The organism is Sporomusa sp. (genome assembly GCF_035561255.1).
Lineage (GTDB): Bacteria > Bacillota > Negativicutes > Sporomusales > Sporomusaceae > Sporomusa.
The window spans coordinates 22173-40079 of record NZ_DATMXX010000243.1; the positions used below are offsets into that span (position 1 = coordinate 22173).

19 protein-coding genes are annotated in these 17907 nt (G+C 46.0%); 6 read left to right on the forward strand and 13 right to left on the reverse strand.

All coding sequences use genetic code 11. The features are described from left to right. Positions 1 to 6 precede the first annotated feature (6 nt). The 6 genes from VN379_RS13710 to VN379_RS13735 all read right to left on the reverse strand — a co-directional run bounded on the left by VN379_RS13710 (position 7) and on the right by VN379_RS13735 (position 4472). The gene (locus tag VN379_RS13710; RefSeq protein WP_325534744.1) at positions 7 to 762 is read right to left on the reverse strand and encodes an acyl-CoA dehydratase activase; all 756 of its coding nucleotides are present in this window, start codon (positions 760 to 762) and stop codon (positions 7 to 9) included. 28 nt (positions 763 to 790) lie between these two features. Further along, positions 791 to 1786 (reverse strand): 2-hydroxyacyl-CoA dehydratase family protein, encoded by a 996-nt coding sequence (locus VN379_RS13715; RefSeq protein WP_325534746.1) that lies wholly within the window; start codon positions 1784 to 1786, stop codon positions 791 to 793. A 94-nt stretch (positions 1787 to 1880) separates the two neighbouring features. Further along, the gene (locus VN379_RS13720; RefSeq protein WP_325534748.1) at positions 1881 to 2552 is read right to left on the reverse strand and encodes a coenzyme F420-0:L-glutamate ligase; all 672 of its coding nucleotides are present in this window, start codon (positions 2550 to 2552) and stop codon (positions 1881 to 1883) included. Between the two features lie 11 nt (positions 2553 to 2563). Then, complete coding sequence (locus tag VN379_RS13725) at positions 2564 to 3106, reverse strand: hypothetical protein (protein WP_325534750.1); 543 nt, start codon at positions 3104 to 3106, stop codon at positions 2564 to 2566. A gap of 42 nt (positions 3107 to 3148) precedes the next feature. Continuing rightward, positions 3149 to 3979, reverse strand: coding sequence for a glutamate racemase (gene murI, locus VN379_RS13730; protein ID WP_325534752.1), 831 nt, complete (start codon positions 3977 to 3979; stop codon positions 3149 to 3151). Positions 3980 to 4058: 79 nt separating this feature from the next. Beyond that, positions 4059 to 4472 (reverse strand): thioesterase family protein, encoded by a 414-nt coding sequence (locus VN379_RS13735; RefSeq protein ID WP_325534754.1) that lies wholly within the window; start codon positions 4470 to 4472, stop codon positions 4059 to 4061. A 240-nt stretch (positions 4473 to 4712) separates the two neighbouring features. On the opposite strand from VN379_RS13735, the gene VN379_RS13740 reads away from it, so the two are divergent. From VN379_RS13740 to VN379_RS13765, 6 genes are all read left to right on the forward strand, one after another. Further along, the gene (locus VN379_RS13740) at positions 4713 to 4883 is read left to right on the forward strand and encodes a hypothetical protein (protein WP_325534756.1); all 171 of its coding nucleotides are present in this window, start codon (positions 4713 to 4715) and stop codon (positions 4881 to 4883) included. A 333-nt stretch (positions 4884 to 5216) separates the two neighbouring features. Continuing rightward, positions 5217 to 5501, forward strand: a complete 285-nt coding sequence (locus VN379_RS13745; protein WP_325534758.1) for a DUF2325 domain-containing protein — start codon at positions 5217 to 5219, stop codon at positions 5499 to 5501. Between the two features lie 162 nt (positions 5502 to 5663). After that, complete coding sequence (locus tag VN379_RS13750; protein WP_325534760.1) at positions 5664 to 6050, forward strand: hypothetical protein; 387 nt, start codon at positions 5664 to 5666, stop codon at positions 6048 to 6050. Positions 6051 to 6299: 249 nt separating this feature from the next. Further along, positions 6300 to 6986 (forward strand): response regulator transcription factor, encoded by a 687-nt coding sequence (locus tag VN379_RS13755; RefSeq protein WP_325534762.1) that lies wholly within the window; start codon positions 6300 to 6302, stop codon positions 6984 to 6986. An 88-nt stretch (positions 6987 to 7074) separates the two neighbouring features. After that, positions 7075 to 7761 carry a response regulator transcription factor gene (locus VN379_RS13760; RefSeq protein WP_325534763.1) on the forward strand — a complete coding sequence of 229 codons (687 nt, stop codon included), beginning with the start codon at positions 7075 to 7077 and terminating at the stop codon, positions 7759 to 7761. A gap of 253 nt (positions 7762 to 8014) precedes the next feature. After that, positions 8015 to 9283 carry a flagellin gene (locus VN379_RS13765; RefSeq protein ID WP_325534765.1) on the forward strand — a complete coding sequence of 423 codons (1269 nt, stop codon included), beginning with the start codon at positions 8015 to 8017 and terminating at the stop codon, positions 9281 to 9283. A 126-nt stretch (positions 9284 to 9409) separates the two neighbouring features. On the opposite strand, the gene VN379_RS13770 is transcribed toward VN379_RS13765, so the two are convergent. From VN379_RS13770 to VN379_RS13800, 7 genes are all read right to left on the reverse strand, one after another. Continuing rightward, complete coding sequence (locus VN379_RS13770; RefSeq protein ID WP_325534767.1) at positions 9410 to 9826, reverse strand: hypothetical protein; 417 nt, start codon at positions 9824 to 9826, stop codon at positions 9410 to 9412. Between the two features lie 10 nt (positions 9827 to 9836). Then, positions 9837 to 11747, reverse strand: coding sequence for a flagellar filament capping protein FliD (gene fliD / locus VN379_RS13775; RefSeq protein WP_325534769.1), 1911 nt, complete (start codon positions 11745 to 11747; stop codon positions 9837 to 9839). Positions 11748 to 11780: 33 nt separating this feature from the next. Next, positions 11781 to 12701, reverse strand: a complete 921-nt coding sequence (flgL, locus tag VN379_RS13780; protein WP_325534771.1) for a flagellar hook-associated protein FlgL — start codon at positions 12699 to 12701, stop codon at positions 11781 to 11783. A gap of 14 nt (positions 12702 to 12715) precedes the next feature. Further along, entirely contained in the window at positions 12716 to 14164 is a 1449-nt protein-coding gene (flgK, locus tag VN379_RS13785; protein ID WP_325534773.1) for a flagellar hook-associated protein FlgK, read from the reverse strand. Between the two features lie 14 nt (positions 14165 to 14178). Then, positions 14179 to 15654: a flagellar hook-associated protein FlgK gene (gene flgK, locus VN379_RS13790; RefSeq protein ID WP_325534775.1), complete on the reverse strand. Its 1476-nt coding sequence runs from the start codon at positions 15652 to 15654 to the stop codon at positions 14179 to 14181. Between the two features lie 2 nt (positions 15655 to 15656). Continuing rightward, positions 15657 to 17348 carry a flagellar hook-basal body complex protein gene (locus VN379_RS13795; protein WP_325534777.1) on the reverse strand — a complete coding sequence of 564 codons (1692 nt, stop codon included), beginning with the start codon at positions 17346 to 17348 and terminating at the stop codon, positions 15657 to 15659. A gap of 107 nt (positions 17349 to 17455) precedes the next feature. Further along, entirely contained in the window at positions 17456 to 17884 is a 429-nt protein-coding gene (locus tag VN379_RS13800; RefSeq protein ID WP_325534779.1) for a flagellar hook capping FlgD N-terminal domain-containing protein, read from the reverse strand. Positions 17885 to 17907 lie beyond the last annotated feature (23 nt).

Sequence of the window (17907 nt, forward strand, 5' to 3'; positions counted from 1 at the left end):
GGCCGGCTAGTTGTGTACCGCGCAGCCAATCGCCCCGTTGAGCTGGGGGTGTTCCGGCACAATAACCTCCACACCCATTTCCCGGGTAATAAACTGTTTAATAGCACCACCTAATGCTACACCGCCAGTAAAAACAATCTTGTCACTTTTTAATGCACTCAGCATAGGTTTTATCCGTTTATAAATAGTGTAATTTACACCGGCTGACAACTCAGCCACACTAAACCCTTCCACAATCCGCCCAATCAGCTCAGACTCGCCGAAAATAGCGCAGGTAGCGCTAAGTTCCACCGGGTTATCACTATAGTCTGCCAATTCTTCCAATCCAATCCCAAGAACAGTTGCCATGTTTTCAAGATACCGTCCGGTACTTGCCGCACATTTGTCATTGGTCTGGAAATCCACCATCCTGCGCTTACGCACTTTGATCACTTTACTGTCCTGACCGCCTAAGTCAAGCAGCGTAAAATCGGTCAGCCCGGTCTGGGCAATCGCCCCCAGCATATGAGCTTTTAGCTCAGGGATTATTGTTGCACCAACAATATTAATGGTATTGCGCCCATAACCAGTGGCTGTCAGCTGTGAAACCTCCGGAAATCCGAGCGCGGCAAAGTCTACAGCCAGACCGCTGTCAGTCCTTAGACCGTACTCCCGGTAGAACCTGGCGGTTTCATAAACAGTAGCTGCCGTAAGTTCGTTTGAACCAGCATCCATAACCACCAATTTTACGCTGCGACTGCCTAAATCTATGCCACACCGCATAGCGTTGCCTCCTTTACCCAGCCTGGTATTAACGCAGCATTTCCAAAAAGCTGTCAATCCGTAATCTGGTTCTGGCGTCAATTTTACCTGGTTTATCGCCTTCAATTGTCAGAATAGGCACATCCAGTTTTTCACGCAGTATAATGTCCTCAATCTGACGAAAACAAAAACTTTGCACATAGTGAACGATACCATCAAGATTGCGTCGCTCGATCTCGGCCTGCATATCTTTAATCCGGCCAAATACGCCATAAGGATATGTATATAGCCGGTATTGCTCTACGATATCAGCGGTGACAAATGGCATGGCAAATTGCCGCTGCACCTCATTATATACTACTCTGGCTCCCATAGTTTCTAAATAAGGATACAAATCGGTAAAAATTGGCGGCACACCGATATAGCCTAGTCTTAATTCATCAGCATACTCGCTCGCATTACCAGTCAGGTCCAGAAAGTTGTCTACATCTTTGGTGAAGATACCCACATCACTATTAAAGTCGCTGCAGCTTACCTGAAATAAATGATTATAAAAACCGCTTACTGTGTTTTCCTGCCAGGTAAGCCGGTCAATCTCTGCTACTTTGAGGCGCAGCTTATCCAATTGTTGTTTAACAGTATTAACGGCTTCCCAGTCTGTCCCTAAAACAGTCATCAATTTTTCCATTTGGAGTTTCAATAAGTCGTAGTCGCGGTCAAAGGGATAAGCAAAGGGAATTGTCTCAACACCTGCCAACTCATAGGTTTCCATAAGCGCATGTGTATTGCTGCAATCACCCTGGGTAACGGCAATGACCTTGTCAATACCGCCAAAACTAGCATTAAGTTTCTTATTAACCACAACTGTGTATAATCCCTTTATCCAGCCACAAATATTCCGTGGATAACCGGCATCTTCAGCCGTATCCACCATGCGACCGGCCTCCGGGCTGGTAATAAAGATATTGTTTAAATCAACAGGGATGTGCCCTGCTGCTAAAATAATCTCGACCGGCACAGTAGTTGTAATGCCGATGCGGGCCATATCAATCACGCCTCCTATATAGGTTCCCGTTATTTCGTTAGATATTTAAAACAGAGGATAGTTTGCCTACCCTCTGTTTGCTGAAAAAGTCAAATTATTGTGCTGTCACTTTTTGAGCAGCTAAACCGTAGTTTTTTATAATAACAATCGGTGTTTTCTGGCTGGCGTTGCCGAAAGGATTATCGATAAGTATCTGTGCTACTTCTTTCGGATTGAGGCCTTGAGTAACACCCAGTACTGCCGCCCGCTTGAGATCATTGACATCAGCTACAGCCGCTCCGTAACAACCCAGCCGTTTTTTTATGGCTTCGGCCACACCGTTAGGATCAGCCGGTCCGTACACAAGATGTTTATCAAAGGGTGGCATCGTTCCGGTAACATCATCAATCAACGCAGCCTGTTCACCGGCCAGTTCATAAAAGAGTCCGTGCCGGCCTACCAATTTTCCCATCATACCAAGAAACATGGCCCAGGCAACCCGTCCGCTGCCTTCGGCATTCATTGCCGACTGCATACCATACACACTGGACAAACTGCCTTTCTGCGGCACAAAACGGCACAGTATCCGGGCCAAAAACGATGGAGTGAGCTCTTCAGGCCGCACGACCCGCCCCTGAGTAATCGCCACAACACTTTCAGCAACCGACACTACGTCATGGGGACCAATATCGTCTTTAGCGTATTTCTCAATAATATCAACAATATTATCTTTATCTGTAAGAATCCGGGTAGGTACCGGTTTTAATTCTAGCGCCTGCTCTGTCATCTGTATTCCCCCTATCTGACCGCAGCTTGCGAGCCAGCGGCAAGAGCCTTCTGGATTTCGCCTGCTGTCATAATCAGCCGGTTTTTATCGATATACCAAGGACTGCGGGCGACCACCTGAAAGACAATGTCAATAGGCATATCAACCATGTCTTTGAGAGCATCCATAATATCGCCAGCTTTGGCTGTAAATTCTACTGTCAAAATAATTGCCCCGCCGGTATTAAAGGGAACAATATAGGCCTCCCAATAACCATCGCTGCGGTTAGCACTGTCAAGCGTCAGGCGTGCCCGGGTATCTACAGCGTCAAATTGTTCGTAAGGCAAAAAGTGCCGGGGAAAGACATCCATCAGCGTACCGTCCTGAGTGCCTTTATTGACAAATGGCACCGTGGCACTGAAGGTTGCAGTAGCTTGAGTGATCTCTGTAAGAGTAAAATCAGTACGTTGGTCAACAATAAACTGAAAATGGGCATCCCCCTGTTTTGCAATGTACAGCCATATGCCAACAGCTGCGCCTAACACGAGAATCAGTACAATAGCTAAGAATTCCATACTAGTGCCTCCGCATCGGGTATCGGCAAGAAACCCTGTATTTTAAACTTCTAAATAAAAATCTTGCAGGTTAACTAATTCAAACCTTGGGGCTAAACCCTGTGAACGGGGAAAGTCGATGGCACAAGCCGTCACCCGCTCTGCCCGTGGCAAATCAGCTGAGAAACACAACCGCACCCGGCCTTGCGCCCGGGTAGCAAGCTTGTCATTATGGGCAAGTTTAGTACGCGCCTCAGCTGCTGTTTCCCGGGCCGGGTCGATAAGTACAACCTCTGGCCCCATAATATCCCGAATGAGCGGGCTGATAAACGGGTAGTGGGTACAGCCGAGTATCAATGCATCAACCCCACTGTCGATAAGCGGCTGAAGATACTCTCTGGCTGATGTTTCAATTTCAGGCCCGAACAATTTTTCCTGCTCAATAAGCGGAACAAAACTGGGGCAGGCCTGGGGACAAACATATGCAGCCGGGTCTTCAGCCTTAATGGCCTTGACATGCTTGCCGCTGTTGATGGTAGCCTCAGTGGCAATAACCCCTATCCGCTTGCTCCGGCTGGCTGCCAGAGCAGCACTAACGCCATTGTTGACGCCGATTAATAAAAACGGAAATTCTGTTTTGGCCTGCTCCAGACCAAGAGCGGTCATGGTATTACAGGCCGTTATCGCCATTTTAACCTTTTGAGCAGAAAAGAAAGTCAAGATTTCATGCATAAACCCCAAAATTTCAGCTGTCGGCCGCGAACCATAAGGGGTACGGCCAGTATCGCCAAAATATATTATATCTTCCCCAGGCAGCAGGCTAAGTACCTCTTTGACCACCGTAAGCCCGCCGAGTCCGGAATCATAAATCCCGATTGGCGCATTATCTCCCATGACGCCACCTCCTATCAAGTTAGTCTCCCTTGGCGCCATATATAATATGCAAAAGACAGGATTGTTGTATCCGTGTCTATCAACAATCCTTATCTGGCAACGGGCTACTTATTTTTTTAAAATAATGTTCCGGCAGGCGAGTAATCTTCCCCTGTTTATTGGTAAATGCGTTTTGCGTACATCCGGTAGCCAAAAGCGCACCATCGTGTTCACGCAATACCCGGTAGGTAAAAACCATCTTTACTTTCGACACTTCGGACAGCACGGCTTCAATAAGTATATAGTCGTCAAATTTAGCTGACATACGATATTTACAGTCCACATCAGTAATCGGAAAAACAATATCCTCAGCCATTAAATTATTGAGCAGTACCCCGGCCTGCCGCAAATATTCCACTCGGGCCATCTCAAACCAGCGAAAGTAATTGGAATGGTGTACCACGCCCATCATGTCTGTTTCAACAAACCTTACTTTTTCCCGTACTGTAATCATATTCGCCTATCCTATTCCCCATATTAGTTGGTAAGAAAAAAAGCACGCTATCAGCATGCTGGTAGAAGAATTTACGTATTTATTGTACTTTTCTTGGACATTTTTGTCAATGCCAGTTTGGTCGTTAGCGGGACAAACTAATACCGGAGGTGAAAAAATGGCGATTTCAAACATACAAACCAAACCTTTACGCCCTAAATAACTTAACTGTCCAGTAAATAAGCGTAAAGGAGAAATGGTATGACAATATACCGTGTTATTATTGACGGTCAGGAAACCGGCGAGCCGGTCATTGCCGCTAGCTATGCCGACGCCTATTTTGATGTAGCCAGCACAATGCCGCTAACCTATCAAACAGATGTTAAATTAATAGCCGTTGAACAAACCAATGACAACCCTTCGATTAAATGAGGTGATTTTAATGGCCTATCGGGCAAATGGATCCTATTTAAGATTTAAAACCCGAGTCCAATCAACTACCATACTGCCAGCTGCCGGGCAGGCTATGGATAATGTTATATCTGGAAATCACAGAAGTAAACATTTACAAGACGAACCTTGTGTGAAAAAAAATCAAAGCGTCTACGACTCGCTGGCAGAATAGTGGTTGTTTTCTATGACCATCGCTTCTCTTTGCGGAGAAGCGATGGTCATATTTTAACATTGTCCTATTGACGTGATGCATTGCATCCTTTATAATGTAATTGAGAATGATAATAATTTTCAATTGATAGGAGTGATATTATGTCAGTATTTATCGTAGGTGCCGACGTGTTAGGCAATATACCATCCAATCTTTCAAAGGCAGGTGTGAAAACCCTGCAGCATTTTAAAGGTCGCAAACGGATTTCTGAGGACATTCAAATACCGGCAAATACAGATTTAGTCTTAGTCATAACAGATTACATATCCCATAATATCGCCGAATTAATTAAACGTAAAGCTAAAGAGGCTTCGCTGCCGGTTGTATTCTCTAAACGCTCCTGGAGTCATCTACAAGAGAAAATTCAACCCTATATGGTAAAATAGCCAGATGTTCAATAATATTATTGATAACTGTAGTCAGCTTACCCTTTTCTGATCTGGTTATGATAGATTAATTTTATCTAATGTATTTGCAAATATATTCTAAAGATTTACCCCCGATATGCTTGATGTGTTATCAAAGATCAACTAATAGGGGGTTAAACCATGAACATTTCATCTCTGAGAAACTGGGCCCTGTACAATACCCAGACCAGCTCAAGTGTTACTTCCACTACGGCCTTATCAGAGGACTCAACAGACACCACAACTATACAAGCGACTAGCAGCAACACTGATGGTGACATCTTTCAGCTTTCAAATGATAGCCAATCCCTGATTCCCGAACAGTATCTTCCCCCGCCACCGCCCAGCGCTCAGAGCAGCGACGCCAGTAATACCGGCAGCACAGATACCAATAGTTCGACCACTGATTCAGACCTCCAAAATATGCAAAGCAAATTATTAAATCCACCCCCGCCGCCACCCCTGCAGAGCAGCAACGCTACCGATGCGAGTACCGGTACAGTATCCAAGGTTGCCTCAACAAAGTAACCAGCGGTTCCTGTCACAGCTAATTACATACAAATAAGCGTTTATCCCACCAGGGATGAACGCTTATTTTCTTATTGCTATCGCAGAATTCCCTTTGAGTTTTCCCAAATATTAACCATTTATTAATTTTATTAAAGGATAATAGGTAAACCAAACAAATTTCCAATAATTATCTGCGAGAATATTAATAGAAAAGTGTCCAGGGAAGGAAAATTTTTCACAAGGCTGTGGCCGTAAAGGATGACTTACATGAAGTTGCTGCTAGTGGACGACGAAAGCAAATTAGTTGCAGCATTGTCTTGTTTATTATGTAAGGAAGGGTTCCGGGTTGATTCTGCGCCAAACGGTGATATTGGAATTGAAATGGCCTGTACTGGAGTTTATGACATTATAATATTGGAACGAATCCTCGCAAATAATGATGGCATAGCTTTATTAAAAGAGTTTCGTAATAAAGGGTATGAAACCCCAGTCCTGTTCTTAACAGCAAAGGATACTGCCTCCGATCGCATTGAAGGCTTAGATGCCGGAGCAGATGATTATCTGGCCAAACCCTTTACAATCGAAGAACTACTGGCAAGATTGCGTGCCCTGGCACGCCGCAAAGACAGAAAGCTAGTCGGTACATCACTTAGTGCAGCAGGTCTAATATTAGACCCACTGCGCGGTGAGGTCGTTAAAGGAGCAGAGACCTTTCAGCTAACAGTAAAGGAATCCTTATTGTTAGAGTTGCTGATGCGTAACTACCGTCAAGTAGTTACCAAAGAATTTATATTGAAAAAGATTTGGGGCCTCTCCTCCCGGGCAGCACGTGCCAATGTTGATCTATATATTCATTATCTACGCAAAAAATTAAATATCCTGGGGATTAAGACCTTACGCGGCATAGGTTATTCCTTACAAGACGTCAATGTTTCCAAACCTACGTGCGGGTAACACGCCCTGGGCTAATATAATAAAAATATAAAAACATCCATGGACGGAAAAACATTCACAAGGTTGTGGCATTAAAAGGATGTTTTAGATGAAACTGCTACTAGTAGAGGATGAAAGTAGATTAGTGGACTCCTTATCTCATTTGTTAAAAAGAAATGGCTATGTGGTCGATGCGGCTCTGGATGGCCAGACAGGGATTGATATGGCCTGCACAGGGGTATATGACATTATTATCCTGGATCGAATGTTACCCTATCAGGATGGTCTTTCGGTGCTAAAAGAGTTCCGCAGTCTGGGTCACGATACCCCGGTTCTCTTTCTAACTGCAAAAGATTCTCCCGATGACCGCGCGGAAGGTTTAAATGCCGGTGCCGACGATTACCTAATCAAACCATTCTTTTCAGTTGAATTATTAGCCAGACTACAGGCCCTCTCCCGCCGCCGCGGCAAAGAATTAACGGAAAACGTCTTGGTTGCCGATGACCTGGTGCTCAACCCGATGCGTTGCCAGGTAGTAAAATCAGGCGAGATCATTCAGCTAACTTTAAAAGAATCTCAGTTGCTAGAACTCTTAATCCGCAACTACGACCGGGTAGTAACTAAAGAACAGATTATCCAAAAAGTATGGGGCTATTACTCGGAAGCAGAGTTTACAACCGTAAATTTGTATATCCATTACCTGCGCAAAAAACTCAATATTACTAATCTAAAAACAGTATGGGGCGTAGGCTATTCTTTGTACGGCAAACCCAGAGCGGCTAGTGCTGCAAACTAGCCGGCAATAGTTTCTAATAATGCACTAATTAAATGGTTAACATCCAGGGCCACCGGTAAAAGCCGGTGGTCTCTTATTTTGCTAAGGAGCGGCATATTTCATTATTTAATATTTGTCTAATACTTTATTTAACATTTGATAAACAAATGCCCGCGATTTTATTAATAGACAAGAACGAAAGGAGTGAATCAAAACTCTGCCCGTTGCTAAAATGCACGGAAGCTAACATTTAAAATTCAAGGAGGAATTTATTATGGGAATGGTTATCAACACAAACATGTCGGCTCTGAATACCTATAATCAGTTAAACAAAAACAATGGTCTCATGAATTCATCACTGGAAAAATTATCTTCAGGCTACCGCATCAACAGTGCAGCCGACGATGCCGCCGGCTTGGCCATCTCCGAGAAAATGCGCGGCCAGATCCGTGGTCTCGATCAGGCCAGTGCCAATGCTCAGGATGCTATCTCGCTGACTCAGACAGCTGAAGGCGCACTGGCTGAAACCGAAGATATTCTCCAACGGATGCGTGAATTGGCAGTCCAGTCGTCAAGTGACACCAATACCGATGCTGACCGTCAAGCCATCCAGGATGAAGTTGATACTCTAGTGGAAGAAATCAACCGAATTTCCGACACTACTGAGTTCAACACAAAAAAATTACTGAACGGCTCAATGGGTAAAGCAGTTACTGCAGATTCGGTCAACATACAGACCAATACCTCGCTTTCTACTGCCACAACAGCAAGTACTACACTCTTAACATCCCTGACCGACTCCTCCGGGGCCTCGCTTGGCATTGCATCAGGTGATACCGTAACCGTCAGCTACATGATGGACGGAGCATTAACCAGCACAACAATAACAGTAGATGACACTACGGCGCTTTCCGATCTTTCTGATAGCAACTTTACATTTGGCACTAATTCAGGCGACCAATTAACTGCCACTGCCGCAACCGGGGGTACAGAAAACGCTATTTACGGATTGACAATTAGCGTAAGTCACACTTCAACCAGCACCGATTCCAGCGGCAACGATACTACAACTACCAGTGTAAATACTACTGCAACTAACGCGCTTTCAGCATTTACACAGACCCAGAAGGCCGAAGACCAACGTAGCGATGGCACTGCCACTGTTCTTATCGGTGCCAACACCGGCCAGGATATTACGATCGACATTGGCGATATGTCTGCCAAAGGCCTCGGTGTACAAAACATTGACGTCAATAGTCAGGAGTCTGCCGAAATAGCCATATCGACAATTGATACCGCCACCCAGATGGTATCGTCTCAACGCTCTAAACTTGGCGCTGTTCAAAATCGTTTGGAACATACAATCAACAACTTAACTACTTCCAGTGAAAACCTGACTGCGGCCGAATCCCGCATCCGCGATGTTGATATGGCCTCAGAGATGGCAAACTACACCAAGTTGAGCACTCTCAATCAGGCGGCTACTGCCATGCTGGCCCAAGCTAACCAGTTACCACAACAAGTATTGACCCTCTTACAATAATTGAATTAGTCTAATATAATAAAACAGATTGGCTGAATTAGCCAATCTGTTTTATTTATTGGTGTACGTTTGTACAAAATGACAGCCCTGCTCATTATTTTTAACGAGCAGGGCTGTCATTTTGTATCAGCCTTTAGCACTGAACCGCTGTCCTGCAGCCATAACCGTCCACTGCTGCACATACCGGCCTTTCAGTTGGCGCATCAATTTAAAATTACTAAGTTCAGCCGCGATTTTCTTGTGCTCAGCCAGAGCTTCCTGGAGAACTTGATCGCAGCCGTCGAGAACTTCCTTTTGCTTTATTTCAATTACCTTGACCATAGTTTGAATCTCATCCACCTGTTCCCAGTTACGTTCATTTACTAATTTACTATTTACCGTAACAAGTTGATCAATCAACAGGGCCCGCTCTCTGAGCAACCGGTTTAGCCCCCGCATCTCCCGTCTATGGACAAAACGGCATTGCGTCTGGGTGTTGATATTAATCTTTTCTATTATCTCCAATTTTTGCGTCAAATAAGCCAAAAAACCCTCCTGTTTCATGCTGTTCCTCCTATGATGATGACGACGTGAGATAAGACGATAAGGCTGATAATTGAGCGTTCATAGTACTAATATAGGTCTCTAATGTAGTGTACTTGTCATACAGACTGTCTTCTTTAGCATCCAACCGATCCTCTTCCTTCGTAATCCGTTCCTGAAGCTTCTCAAGCTGCTCACTCAGCACGTTACTGCTATCTGACGCATCATTTTCCACGCCGGCCTTTTGAATCAACAACCCTTTATTGCCACTTGTATCGCGCAGGGTTGAGATATTATCCTGTAAAATATCATAGATACGGTAACCAAGACCTTCTTCACTATACCTTGTCGCCCGTTGGCTGGCATTCATGCTGCGAACCGTCGTAGTTCCCGGATAGCTGGCAGATGCCTGGGTAAATAAATTCATGACCCCGGCCGAATCACTCTGAAGAGCTTCTTTAAGTTTATCCTCATCAACATACAATTTTCCTTGTTCATCATAAGTGCCTGTGGTAATTCCGATCTCGGTAATGCTGGTAGATAAGCCGGCAACAGAATCAATCAAAGCGTTGCGCATATTTCGCAGAAACTTGCGTAAGGTTGTGTCACCTGCCAGCAATCCAGTTTTAGCCTTGGTCTCCCAGCTTGTAATCTCGTCCTCAGACATTTCACTTTTTTCATCATCTGTCAGCGGTGGGTAATCAGAGTCATACTCCTCTGACAACAAAGAGTTAAGGTTGCTGATTAACTCATTATAAGCATCGACAAAACTGGTAATATTGCTGTAAACAGCATCAGTGTCCTGCGCTATATTGACTGTGGCCTCATCACCGGTTGCTGTTTCTTTATTAAGCGTATAGGTGATGCCGTCAACAGTAACCGTATTGGAACTGCGGGTAAGACTGACACCATCAACCGTCAGCTTGGCATCCGTTCCGGCTGTTGTTGTCCCCAGTGCAGCAGTTAAAAATGAACTGCCAGTCTCAGTCACTTTAAGAGTATTACCAGCACCAGTCTGGTCCGCTGTCAGTATCAGTTGATCTGACAGTTCATCATACTTCATGGTTACTCCGGCGTCACTGTCGTTGATTTCTGTTATCATTTCATCAAGCGTAGTATCTTTATCAAACGAAAAGCCGACACCGTTAATTGACATAATTACTTGGCCATCACTATCAAAGTCAAAGCTGCTGGCCATGGTTCCTGCTAATTCTTCCAGCGTACTTGATGTATCAATCCGGTTAGACATACCGTCTTCAAGCCCCAGAGAGCTTAAAGCGCTGTTACTGTTAGCATCGCTGATTGAAACGGCCTGGACACCGCTATTATCGGCGGCCGCAATGGTTAATACCCCGCTTTCATCCTCACTGACCAAAATCTTGCCTTCACCTACTGTATTATCTATGGCAGTCTGGATATCGGCGGCAGCAGCTACATCATCGCCCAAATCAACAGTATAGTCTGTGCCGTCCACCGTGATGACGAAACTTTTGCCAGCGGCTGCTGTATAGCCGGCAGCCGCCGTTCCCACTATATCCCCTGATAACCGGGTACTGGTTTTCATTGTGGCGGCTGTGGCCAGATGGCTAACCGCAACGGTATGTGAACCTGTTGTTGCAGCACTTGTATAAGAAGCAGTAACAGCACTGCTGCTGCTCGTAACAGAATATGCCTTAAAAGTACTTGCCCGCATAATACTGCTAGAAGAAGTTACATTGAAATATTTGTCGGTAAAGGTCTGTATATCGCTGATTACATCGCGGTAGGCTTCTTGTTTCCATTCAATTAACTGGGCCTGCTGATTAAGCCGGTTTAGCTTAGTTTTCTCGGCAGTCATAAGCTGCTCAACAATAGAATCTACGTCAATACCAGATGACAGCCCGGTAAGCCGTGTTGTACCATTGACTGTAGTTGTCGTGACTGTCCCGCTAGAACTTGCCATGTAATTCCCTCCCCCCTCATTTATCTTCCGGATCTATGCCAGATAATCCAGCAGCGATTTACTCATTACCTTGACACCGACAGACAAAGATGCTTCATATACAACCTGGGCTGTAGTCGATTCAGCACTGGCTTCGGCTATATCAACATCCTCATTGTTGCTCATCAGTTCTTTATATGTTGTATAATCCTTGTCAAGGCGGTCCCCAACCATGCTCACATAGTTCATACGGGCCCCCAGGTCCGCTTGTGCTGCCAGGATTGTGTCAAAATTAGTTTCAATATCATCCAGGCAGCTGCTTATGGCCGTGGTGTCACCATTATCAAGTCCATCCATAACTTTGGCAAAGGTAGCGAAGAGATTGCCGTCGCCCATGCCGGTTACATCCTGGCCTTCCACATTGATGCTAACAGCACTGCCATAACCGATATTGGATTTGATCGCCTGATCCTCGCCATTGTCAGTGAAATCACTGACTAGCTGGCCCTTAAACAGCACATTATTGTCACTGTCTAATGAATATGGCGCCACATCGGTGGCATAGCCGCCAAAAACATACCGACCGCCATACGATGTATTTAATGCGTCAATGGCTGACTGCTGCAATTGGGTGACCTCTTCTTTTATTGCTGCCAAATCACTGTCACTGAGCGCGTCCGTTGATCCTTTAACTGCTAATTCCTTTAATTGCTGCATAATATCACTCAGGTCACTCATAGCACTGTCAGTCACTTTCTGCCAGGAGGTAACATTATCCACATTTTTCTGGTACTGCTCGACCCTGGCAACATAACTGCGATAGCGGATAGCCCGTGACGCCACAACCGGGTCATCAGACGGCTGCTGGATCTTGCATTCTGTCGAAACCTGCGTTTGGGCCTTACTCAGCCGTTCCATATTCATATTAATGTTCCGTACTGAGGCAGCTGTCATCATACTATTAGTAATACGCACAATATGCCTCCCTTTTAGTCGGTATTGACCATATTGATAGTCGTTTGATATATCTCCTGCCAAACACTGATCATCTGGGCCGAGGCGTTATACGCCGCCTCATATTTAGTCAGATTGGCCGTCTCCTCGTTGATGGAAACACCTGACACCGACTGGCGGCGGGTATCAATATTAGTAACAAAAGAGCTCTGTTTACTGGTCATTGTCTGGGCGTGCTCGCTGGCTGTTCCCAGTGTCGAAACAATGGAATTAATAAAATCTCCGGCAGTACTGTTGCCAAACAGCTTAGATTCTTCACATAATTCGATCAAGGCATTCATATTTTCATTATTATCTGTGCCACCATCCGCCGAGGAAGAAGCCGCAATTTTATCAGTATCTGCAAGTACCTCCGCCGACAGTGAGATGTTCGCGGCCGTAATACTGGCCGCAGAATCGCTGGCGGCAAAGAAATCAACACCGGTCGAACCATCCAGGCCATAGCCGCTGCTATGGACAGTGTTGAAAGCCTCGGCAAAGGTGCTGGCAAATTGATCCAGGAGATTACTGTAATAGGTAATCCCTTTATACTGGGAGCCGGTACCATCGCCATCCCTCAAATCAAAATAAGCTTTTAGCTGGCCGCCTTCAGGTTCAAAGTCTGTGCCAGTATCCTGCCACCGGATACTATACATACCTTCTTCATTCTCATAGCATTCCAATTGTTTGGCCTGATCATTGCTGACCAACGTCTCACCGCTTATTGAAACAGAGATTTGGACATCGTCCGCACCATTAGGCAATTTGCCAACAACGGTTTGAGTAACCTCAACATCTGCTAAACTGGACAACTGGTCAATAAGCAGTGTGCGTTGATCTTCCAGTTCATTGGTCGAGGAACCGGCTGCAGTTGCTATGCGGATTTTCGTATTTAACTCGGCTATCTGAGTAGCATAAGCATTTATTTGATCAACTGCTGTCTGCACCTCAGAATTGCTATCTTCCTTAAGTTGAGATAACTGAGCTGATACTGTATTAAGATATTCGCAGACAGCCACACCGGCCTCTTTCATGGCCGCCCGGGTTGCCGAACTGGTCGGGTCTGAGGCGAAATCCTCCATTGACGCATAGAAATCTTCCATGACCGCACTTAGCGAATCATCATCAGTATCGCCAATAACCGCTTCAACCTGACTTAACATGTCCGACTTGGTCTGCAGCTCGCCAAGCTGTCCGGTTTCCCGCCAGTATTTCTGGTCAAGCCTGAAGTTATGGATATTTGTGACCGAGGTTACCTCAGAACCAGAGCCAACATAGTTACCGTTATAGACGGCAGCAGGCCCTACGGCCTGCTGATTGACTACCTGGCGGGAATAACCCACAGTATTGGCATTACTAATATTATTGTTGGTAACCGCCAGTGCCGCCGCACTGGTAAACAAACCCCGTGTAGAAATACTTAGTCCGGCAAATGTTGAAGCCATTTACCCACCCCCTATCACCCTAATTCCTCAATCATACCGCCTACCAGGTTATCAATCGTACTCAATACCCGTGAGGCGGCGCTATAAGCAGATTGATACTTAATCATGTTAGACATTTCCTCATCAAGTGAAGTCGATGAGATTGACTGTCTTTGGTTATCGGCCTGGGTCGCCAGCGTGGAATGTACATCATAGGCACTTTCCGCATTACTCCCCGCGGTTGCCACCCAGGCAATGACCGATTGATAAAAACCGGTAAGATCCTGAGATAAGCCATTATATTGAAAAAGCTTTTCATCAAGCAAACTGCTGATCGCATTAGCGACAGTATTATCGCCGGCATCACCCTCTGAACCGGCAACCAGTTTATTCACATCTGCCGTGATTTCCGGATTAACCTGGATGTTACTGATACTCAAAGGTTGACTGGCATCCACGACGACAAAGAAATCAAGACCGGTATTGCCGTCAAGATCAGTGCCGGCACTGTGGAGTGAGTTAATGTTGTTGGCTATCGTGGTAATCAGGTCATTTAACCCTTGCCGCAGCGTACTGATTGAACTAGTTGCAGTTGCTGTAAAGTTATAATTATCAGTATCACTGATCGCTGAAAATCCGCTTTGATCGGCATCTTCAAGACAAGCCTTCAAAGAACCGCCGGTAATTTTTGCAGTAGTTTGCGTACTTGTCCAGGTCACCTGCAGTGGATTCGCTGTCGAACCGTCACCACTGATGCTTAAACTGTTGGCCTTCGTTCCGTTTACCAGCGCCACCCCGCCAATAAAGACTGATACCATGCCGCTGCTTGCTTCCTGAGAGCTAAAATTTGTATAGGCTGATAACTGATCTAAAAGGTCATCGCGTTGATCTCTTAGATCGCTGGCTTCGCCGCTGTTGGCTTCAGCTTTGGTAATCAGTAAATTTAAGGCTGATACCTGACTGGCAATATCATTAATTTCATCAACTATATCCCCCGCTGCCGTACACGCATCTGCCTGCAATGACTGCAGTTGTTCGTCAATCTGGCTGAGTGTATCCAGCAGGGAAGCGGCATTTTCCACTACTGACTGACGGCTGCTAACACTGCTGGGATCTGAAGCCAGATTATCCCAGCTGTCGAAAAAATTCTGGATCGTCTGCTGCAAACCGTCATCAGCCGAACCGTCATCGGCAGCAAACTCATCTAATATTTCCTGGAGATAATCCAAAGTGCCGCTTTTACTTGCCCAATACTCGACTTCGGTGTTCTGCTGGCGATAGGTGTTGTCAAGCAACTGGTTGCGAGCCCGTTTTATCTCGGCCACAGTCGCCCCGGTACCGACTGAATTGCTACTGGTCGGATCATTGACGGTCTCTTCTATGGCTATTACCTGACGGGAATAGCCGGCAGTATCCACATTAGCTATATTATGGCTGGTAACTGTTAATGCCGCCTGGTTCACTCTCATGCCCGTAAGTGCTATGCTATAACCGCCGAATGTTGATCCCATGGCTAACCGGCCATGTTAATAGCAGCTTTCAAACACTCGTCGGCTGCACTGATTATTTTGCTGCTGGCCTGATAGGCCCGCTGGGTAATCATCATCTCACTGAATTGCTCTGATAAATCAACGTTGGACATTTCCAGCGTACCGGCGCTCAATGAGCCGGTGCCGTTGGTCCCTGCCACCACACCACCGGTAAAGTTGCCCGAATTATTGCTGGTCACATATAAACTACTGCCAATCTTCTCCAGACCTGCCGGATTCGTAAAAGTAGCCAGGGCAATCATGCCCAGCGGCTCGGTCTGTCCGTTACTATAAGTCCCGTAGATGATTCCGTCTGTGCCGATAGTATAATCTTCCAGAGTACCGGAAGCGTAACCATCGGTAACATTAGTCAGACTATCGCTGCTGCTGCTTGCATAAGAACTTACTTTGGATAAATCCAGCGTAACGGTCGAGGCCGCTGCTCCGTTTGTCGGCGTCAAGCTAAGCGTAAACGAGGTATCATAGGTATCATTATCCACAATCTTGCCATTGCCATCAAAAGCAACAGTGCCGCTGTTATTGCTTAAAACCAATCCTGAATCGGAGGATGCCGCTTCCCAGTACCAGCTTGTTACTGACTGACCATCAGAAGTGGTAACCTGCGATTTATATAAATTTACCTGTACGTCATAGCTATTCCCCAAAGCATCATACACCTGCAAGGTGGTCGTTGCGTCAGGATTGCTGCTGTCATAATTAGTACCGGCAGCCGACACACTGGTGCTGGTTGTGTCGGTAGTGCCGTCTATGGCCCCGAAAAGCTTGGCTAAGGTATCATTAGTACCGCCTAATTCAATAGCAGCCGTAATGCCGGTAGCAGTGGAGGTTAGCTTGATATAGCCGTTGGAGCCGTCACCGGCATTCCAGGCCGCAGTGACGCCTGCACCTGCGGCATTAATATTGTCAATGATTGTTTGCACAGTATCGCCGGCTGTAATAGTAACACTGGTGCCGTTCACCGTAATAGTGCCGGCAAAAGTAGTACCTGCATCATCTGTTACCGCTGTCAGTCCGGTGGCGTTTAGGGTAGCATTGGCAGCACTGCCTGTTGTTGCTGCCGCTGCCTGGGCATCAGCCCCCGAGTCTACGCTGCCGCTAACGGTTGCTGTGCTAGTAGCTGCAGGCGCGCTGATCTTTTTATTTCCGGTGTAACTATCTGAGAATATGTTAATGGGTTCAACGTCTGTCTGGGTATTGTAGGTATAGGTTCCATCAGCATTCTCGGTACAATCCATCCACCCGCAGACCGTATATCCGTTAACCGTAAGATTGCCGCTGGAATCTACCCCAAAATTGCCGGCCCGGGTAAACTGATACTCACCACTGCTACCGCCTTGCACAATAAAATACCCGCTGCCACTGATGGAGACATCGCTGGAGTTGCCTGTTGACTGGGTGCTGCCTGTGGCTATATTGGTCGACGTCGACGCCACACTTACACCAGTACCAATTTGCTTGGCGTTTGTGCCGCCAGTACCGGTAGCAGCATTGGCTGTAGTGGAGCCGCTAATCGTCTGGCTTAACAGGTCGGCAAAACTCACTGTTTGTGATTTGTAGCCGATTGTACTCACATTCGAGATATTGTTACCGATCACATCAAGTTTAGTCTGTTGCGCCTTGAGACCGGAAACTCCCGAATAAATTGAACTCATCATAATAAATTTGCCTCCCAAAATTCTATTTCATCAGTCGTTCAGAAATAGATGTCAGCCTCCCCGCGCACGAAGCCCAGCTGATTATTTCTTAATACTTGCTAAAGGGCTTAACTGCTTGCCTCAGCTACCTGTGAAACCGAGCTAAGTGCGATTTGTGTGCTGCCAATATTTAAATAGGCGGTACCACTTTTGACAGTTACCGAATCCACTGTGCCAGTGGCACTTGTTGACGCTCCGGAGGCATCGGTAGTCGCATAAGTAACAGACTTGCCGATCAGGTCGTAGGCCTGGTAAGCATCGACACTATTGCCGATTGTGTTAAGCTTATCCAGCGCACCAAATTGAGCCAACTGAGCCACATATTCGGTACTGCTTACAGGATCCTGCGGGTCCTGGTATTTGAGTTCTGTTGCCAGCAATTCCACAAAATCTTCAAAATCCAGTGAACTAGTCCCTGTGGTGCTGTCAGTGTCTGCAGCAGTAGTGGTGGGCGTTTTCCAATAACTTGTCGTACTTGAAACTGAACTGGTACTCATGTTTTTTCCTCCCTGATTTTAAG